This is a genomic window from Euryarchaeota archaeon, from assembly GCA_016207515.1.
Lineage (GTDB): Archaea > Thermoplasmatota > SW-10-69-26 > JACQPN01 > JACQPN01 > JACQPN01.
The window spans coordinates 99383-105823 of sequence record JACQPN010000020.1; the positions used below are offsets into that span (position 1 = coordinate 99383).

Here is a 6441-nt window from a genome sequence, read left to right on the forward strand (position 1 = left end):
CTCAGATCCCGTCCCGGATCAAGAGGTGGCTCTTGCCCACGGTCAAAAGGTCGCCGTGCGCAATGCCAACCGTCTCGCCCGTGGGGACGGGCTGGAAGTTGACTCGTGTGCCATTCGTCGAGCGTAGGTCCGTGAGCGTCCACCCGTTCGACCCCTTCCGCAGCATCGCATGCCGAGCGCTTGCGAACGCGTCGTAGGCGAGCGAGACGTCGGCCTTCGCGTCGCGGCCGAGGATGAAGCTCACTTTCCCGCCGAGGCCGAACCATCGGCCCGGTGTGTCACCGTGGATAAGGAGGAGCCCGGGCCCGGAGGCGAGTGTCGACGGTTTGCGGGCAACACTAGGCAGCGTCGCCGCGGGCGGAAGGCTTGCGGGGTCGGTCGTGACGGCCAAGGAAAGGATGCTCTCTTTCAAGGCGAAAAGGCCGGCAGGATTGGCACAGTATTCGGTGGCGCGTAAGACGCCTCGCCGCGATTGCCTCGCGAGCACGAGTCCCATCTCCTCGAGCTCGTCGAGGTGCTTTTTCAAGGCCTGTCTCGTCATCCCGAATTCGGTCGCAAGGTCCGGCATGAACGACGGCGTGCCGAGCTTGTGAAGGAGCCCTATCCGGACAGGGTTGGAGAGCGCTTCGAGGGCTCGCGCAAGGTCCTCGTAGCCGGTCGGTCGCGCGGGTCGTGCATCGGCCTCCTGCCCCTGTGGAAAGTCCTGTGCCCGCCCCGCCTCTTCCCCTTGCATCGGGTTCGGATTCCTCCTCTATCTGAAAATGGTTGCGCTTGAACCCTGGTTACAACAAAGCCGCGCCTTAAATGCGAAAAGGTAATGGTGCCCGGCAAGCTGCGCCAAGCGTGGCCGTCTTCACGGACGTCGTCTTCTGGCTCGGCATTTCGGCCGTGGGCCTCTTGCTTCTCAATGAGGGCGCCAAATTCATCACGGATTACGCGACGCTCTTCTCGAAGAAGACCGGGCAATCCATGTTCATCGTCGGGATGTTCCTAGTCTCTGGCTTGTCCGTTCTTCCAGAGATCCTTGTCTCCCTCTTGGCCCTGCGGGACGGAAACAACGATTTGGCGATGGCAAACGCCTTGGTGAGCAACATAGTGACCATCAGTTTCCTCGTGGGCGTTTCGGCGGTGTTGTCGCCCTTGCGTGTGAGTCGCGAGGTGATCTTGCGCGACGCCGTTTTCCTTCTCACATTCACCTTCATCGCGACGGCGTTGCTACTAGACGGCGATCTGACCAGGTTCGACGGCATAGTTCTCCTTGTGATGTTCGTTCCATACGTGGTCAACCTGCTCACCGCCAGGCAGACGGTGCCAGCGGAGGAACTGCGGTTGACGCTTCGCGATATCGAAGTGGAGTTGAAGGTGATGGGCAGGCTCTTTGACCGCCGCATAACGCTACGGGTCGGGCCCCAGTGGTTCGTCGTTGGCCTGGCACTCGCGTTCATAGGCGCGGAGGTCGTGATCCGTGGAGGAGTCACGACCGCGACCCTCCTCGGGATTTCGCCATGGTTCATCGGCGCGACCCTCTTCGCGATCGGTACGAGCCTTCCCGACATGGCCGCCGTGTACCATTCGACCACGCGCGGCCACGCTGACATGGCGCTGGGTCTCGGAATCGGGGCGAACATCTTCAGCATCATCCTCAACCTCGGCCTCATGGGAGTGGTGTATCCGTCGAGTTACGACCTCACGCGGCTCGTGCCGGCGCTGGCATTCATGGTGCTTTCGACGATCCTTCTCGTCTGGTTCATGATAACGGGCGCGAAGGTGTCGAGGCGGGAGGGTACTGTGCTCGTTTCCCTCTTCTTCGTCTACCTCGTCGTCGATTACGTGTATTCAACCTATTTTCCCCACTTCTTTTAAGTGGACGGGCCGGAACTTGACCAAAGGTTAAAGGCGAAGGGCGTCTACTCGCGACGGCTCCGCCAAGATGGTGGCGGTGAAACTCGTGAACCTCCGATGCGGATCCTGGTGTTTGACGGTTATGTCGATGAACCCGCCTGCCTAGGGGTCCCGCCGTACCTCTCTCCACACGCCCGTTACGTGAACGGCGTCGCCAAGGAGCTCGGCCACGATTGCGATTACATCACCATCGACGAATGGCGGCAGCGTAGCCCACGCCGGGAACTCATCGACAAGGCCGACCTCATGGTGATGGTCTCTGGCGCCATGGTGCCGGGGAAGTACCTTCGCGCGACGCCGATGTCGTACCGGGAAGCGACCGACGTTGCTTCGCACTTCCGGGGCGACGTCATCCTCGCCGGCGCGTCGGCGCTTTACGGTTTCGGCCGCGGGGGCGGGAAAGAGACCGTCGGCAAGGAGGTGTTGAAGAGCGTCTTCACCCACGTCGCCCGGTTGGACGCGGACGCGCTACTCTACGATCTTTTGGACTCCGGCCACGCGACGCAACGACGCCGGACGCACGAAGAATGGCGGCGATGGTCGATACTCGGCGCTCCCATCGCAAGGCAGGCGCCCGACTATCCGAACCCGCTCATCGCCGAGATAGACACCTACAAGGGTTGCGTCCGTTACATCAGCGGCGGCTGCTCTTTTTGCATGGAACCGAAGGAAGGCAAGCCCCTCTTTCGCCCGATAATCGACGTCATCGACGAATGCGGGGCGCTCCATGATGCCGGTGTCGTGAACCTGCGCATCGGCGGCCAAGCATGTTTCTTCTCGTATCACTCCGAAGGCGTCGGAAAGACGCAGACGCCGAAGTTGAACCCCGGCGCAATCAGGGAACTCCTCGCTGGCATCCGTGAGCGTTGCCCACGTCTCCAAGTCCTCTGCATCGACAACGTGGACCCCGCCATCATGGCCGCGCATCCGAAGGAGGCGTTCGAGATAGCGAAGGTCGTAGGCGAGTATTGCACCGCCGGGAACATCGCGGCCTTCGGCCTTGAGACCGCGGACCCGGCCGTGAAGGAAGCGAACAATCTGAACGCCAGCGTCGAGGAAGTGATGACCGCCATCCGTATCCTCAACGAGGCCTCGGGAGAGCGTGGTGCCAACGGTATGCCGAAGTTCCTCCCCGGCATCAATTTCCTTGCCGGGCTTGCCGGCGAGACGCCGAAGACCTTCGAATTGAACCTTGGTTTCCTGAAGTCCCTCATGAAAGACGGACTCGTCGTGCGCCGCATCAACATCCGCAAGGTCTTGACGTTCACCGGCGAAGCGGACACGCACGACCGCGAGTACCATGCCTTCAAGGCCCGTGTCCGCGATGAGATCGACCACGAGATGTTGAAGCGCGTCGTCCCGGTCGGGACCGTGCTCAAGGACGTCTTCATGGAGGTGCGCGACGGCGGGTACACGTTCGGCCGGCAGATCGGCACCTATCCACTCCTCGTCGGTCTCGAATACCCCGTCGAGTTGAACCGGTTCACGGACATATTGGTGACCGACCACGGACAGCGGTCCATAACGGGCATCTCGATCCCCGTCGCCGTGAACAAGGCGTCCATACGCGAATTGTCGGCGCTTCCCGGGGTCGGTAAGAAACGCGCGACGCGTCTCGTGGTGAAGCGCCCGTTCGGCTCGCTCCAGGAGATGTACTCGGCGCTCGACGAACCGGAAGCGCTTCGACCCGTGGAGAGATACTTGAGCCTCGATTAGGTGCAGAATGGGAACGATAGACGAGCAAGCGCTTTCAAGGACCGGTGACGACGCCCGACGACCGTCAATCACGATAATCGGCACGGGCCACGTCTTCGATCTCAAGGACCGGCTCACCTACGAGATCAGCATCCGACAGCCGCACCTCGTGGCTCTCGAACTCGACCAGCGTCGTTTCGAAGCGCTCACCTCGAAGAAGGACGAGGTATCGAAGCGCGACGCACCCCTCACGTACCGCCTGCTGGCGGACTTCCAGGAGAGGCTCGCGAAGGGGTTCGGAACGACCGTCGGGGGCGAGATGGTCGCCGCCGCCGAGACCGCGAAAACGATCGGCGCGGCCGTCGCGCTCATCGACGCCGATGCGCAGGTCGTGTTCCAACGCTTGTGGAAGTCGATGGGTTTCATGGAACGCATGCGCCTCTTCTTCTCTATCTTCGCCGGGATATTCACGACGCGAAAACAGGTGGAATCGCAAGTAGAACAACTGGAAGACGATGCCGAGGGTGTCATCGAAGAGGTGGGGAAGGAGTTCCCGACGGTGAAGCGCGTCCTCATCGACGACAGGAACCGTCACATGGCCCACGCGCTACGGAAGCTCTCGATGGAGTACGAACGCATAGTCGCCGTGGTGGGCGACGGCCACGTCGCGGGCCTCAAGGCGGAACTCGAACGCGAGGGATTGACGGCGGACGTGGTGAGGCTTAAGCAGTTGAGACGGCCCGCGGGAGGGACGGTGACGGTGAGCTATTCCGTTGGCGCGAAGAATTGGGAGAAATGACGCCGAATCATGCGAAGCGACGTACAATATAGGGCACTCACCGCAGTTCTTCCAGACTATCCTTCACATCCGTAAGCAGTTCATTCGCCCTCTTCACGTGCTTCAACTTCTCCACCGGCGTCGCCGCTTCCCTTGCCCATTGGAGTAGCGTCGCGACGTCGTCGAGGTTCCTGTTCACGGTCATCGAAAGCGCGTCGTCGAACAGCTTCTCGTGGGGCGAAGGGAGGGTCCTAGGGGGCGGCGCATCGCCGCGGGGCGGCTGCTTGATATCAAGTGTCTGAGCGTCCTTGACGACCTCGAATGCCGGCTCATCGGCTTCGTTTGCCGCGGCCTCTTGACTTTTCAACCTTGCCGCGATCTTCTTGGGGGTCTCGATCATCGTATCGCCCTCAGGTCGTTCTTGTCCTCAAGGTCGAAATCGTCCGGGATGTCGTCGAGACCGAACGCCGCGAGGACGTTCGTCGAGTCGACTGCCCAGTACATGACGCTGTCCTTGTTCGCGCTGTGCCCCTTTTGCGATGCGTCCTCATGGACGACCAGAATCGACGTCGCGATGTTCATAAGGCCCGGAACGCCTCGGGCACGGTGTTTGGTGAAGGCACGTTTGAGAAGGCGGTCCTCGGGGGCTTGCGTGAAAGTGGGCGGGGACCTAGGCTGAGTAAGACGTGATTCACAACAAATCCGAAACCGCGGATGATTGTTTTTCGTGTTCATAGGCCGTCTCACAATCGGTGGTTACAAATGCCTTTCATGCTCGAAGAAATTTGCACATGAGCGGTCTCAGCGTTTCCTCCAATTGAGCTTTTCGAAATCATATCGTGGGCGTCCAGTTCTATTACGAAGTGCCCGGTGATTTGGGATTCCCCCTAAAATCGCGTACCGACTGGCCTTGTGGCGTCCCTAAAGAGTCATGACGCGCGGGCCAGTATGATGATCAATCACGTCGCAACGGGTACGGCGCGGACGGCTCTCCTCATAACGCTCAACGCCACCATTCACTCTTCGAATCGCGCACTGATTCCGTACAATGGTCGAGCCTTTAGGTACCAAAGCCTATATGGCCGCGAACGCATGCCCCACCGCCCTGAATAGCCATGGGCAGGATTTTGAAACTATGAATAACACCTGGATTGGACTGATTATGCTGGCACTCGTGATGGGGTCGTTGCCAACCGCCGCCGCGGAAGGTCAGGTACAAGCGGGACCCTTTGGTTGGTGCTCGGGTTTGGTGGATGCCGCATGTAGTGTCGGGGAAAACTGTCCGGTGGGCGTGTGCGGAAGCAGGCTGTGCCTGGTGTGGTTCAACGAGGAATGTACTGTTTTCATGCCGGACCCTTGGTGAGAATCCGGATAAGGAATTTCGTAAGCTGACCTTTACAACCACGGCCTCAGCATACCAAAGCTCAAGCTGAGGCATGTGCGGATTTGGGCGCATCAAGTGTTCGTGGGGGGCGGTTGGACCCTTCTTCGCGTCCTTCCGGAAAGAGGTTTGGGGCAAAGGCCGGACAGGGCCTCGGAGAGGGCCGTGCCGCTAAATGCCGGAAAACGACTCACGGAAGAAAGTTTGTCGGCCAGTTGTCGTATTCCGACGACGCGCGGGCATCGAGTAACTGAAGCCATGCAACACCAAATGCACGTGCCGATTGACCTGCGGGTCTTGAATAATTGGCGGAATAGACGCATTTCGCCTTGTTTGCTCGCCCGACATGGCATTTCTTTCTGCCCTCGGAGACACCGGTAGGCATGGAGCAATTGATCGACGAAGGGGCAAGAAAAGAGATCAAGGTGGAAAGATCTGCAATGCCCTTGGGTAACAATGAAGACTCAATCGGGGGAATGTGGAGGTCGCAAAATTCCGCAATTGGCGGTGCGGAAAGCGTCGTGTAGAACTACGATGTGTTGGAGTGTAAGCGCCGGCCCAAAAGTGCCCAGAATCGCCATTTGAAAAGTGCCCAGTCCCATATTACGTTTTCCTGTCACCCGGCGCGCCGGGAATCATGATTCCGGCCCGCCTCTTCTGCTTCAATCGGTAGCTGTCTCCCTTG

6 protein-coding genes are annotated in these 6441 nt (G+C 59.8%); 3 read left to right on the forward strand and 3 right to left on the reverse strand.

Features of this window, described 5'->3' with window-relative positions; genetic code table 11:
• Position 1: 1 nt before the first annotated feature.
• Positions 2-733: an FHA domain-containing protein gene (locus HY556_08550; protein ID MBI4393826.1), complete on the reverse strand. Its 732-nt coding sequence runs from the start codon at positions 731-733 to the stop codon at positions 2-4.
• A 110-nt stretch (positions 734-843) separates the two neighbouring features.
• Between HY556_08550 and HY556_08555 the strand changes: the two genes are divergently transcribed.
• The 3 genes from HY556_08555 (at position 844) to HY556_08565 (ending at position 4396) form a co-directional block, all read left to right on the forward strand.
• Entirely contained in the window at positions 844-1863 is a 1020-nt protein-coding gene (locus HY556_08555; protein MBI4393827.1) for a sodium:calcium antiporter, read from the forward strand.
• Between the two features lie 96 nt (positions 1864-1959).
• On the forward strand, positions 1960-3618 hold the full coding sequence (locus HY556_08560) for a radical SAM protein (GenBank protein MBI4393828.1): 1659 nt from the start codon (positions 1960-1962) through the stop codon (positions 3616-3618).
• 7 nt (positions 3619-3625) lie between these two features.
• A complete protein-coding gene (locus tag HY556_08565) occupies positions 3626-4396 on the forward strand; it encodes a TraB/GumN family protein (GenBank protein ID MBI4393829.1) in 771 nt (256 codons plus the stop codon).
• Positions 4397-4433: 37 nt separating this feature from the next.
• Here the strand turns inward: HY556_08565 and HY556_08570 are convergent, their stop codons facing one another.
• The gene (locus HY556_08570) at positions 4434-4775 is read right to left on the reverse strand and encodes a hypothetical protein (protein ID MBI4393830.1); all 342 of its coding nucleotides are present in this window, start codon (positions 4773-4775) and stop codon (positions 4434-4436) included.
• Complete coding sequence (locus HY556_08575; protein ID MBI4393831.1) at positions 4772-4957, reverse strand: hypothetical protein; 186 nt, start codon at positions 4955-4957, stop codon at positions 4772-4774. Before HY556_08575 ends, HY556_08570 begins: the two co-directional genes overlap by 4 nt.
• Positions 4958-6441 lie beyond the last annotated feature (1484 nt).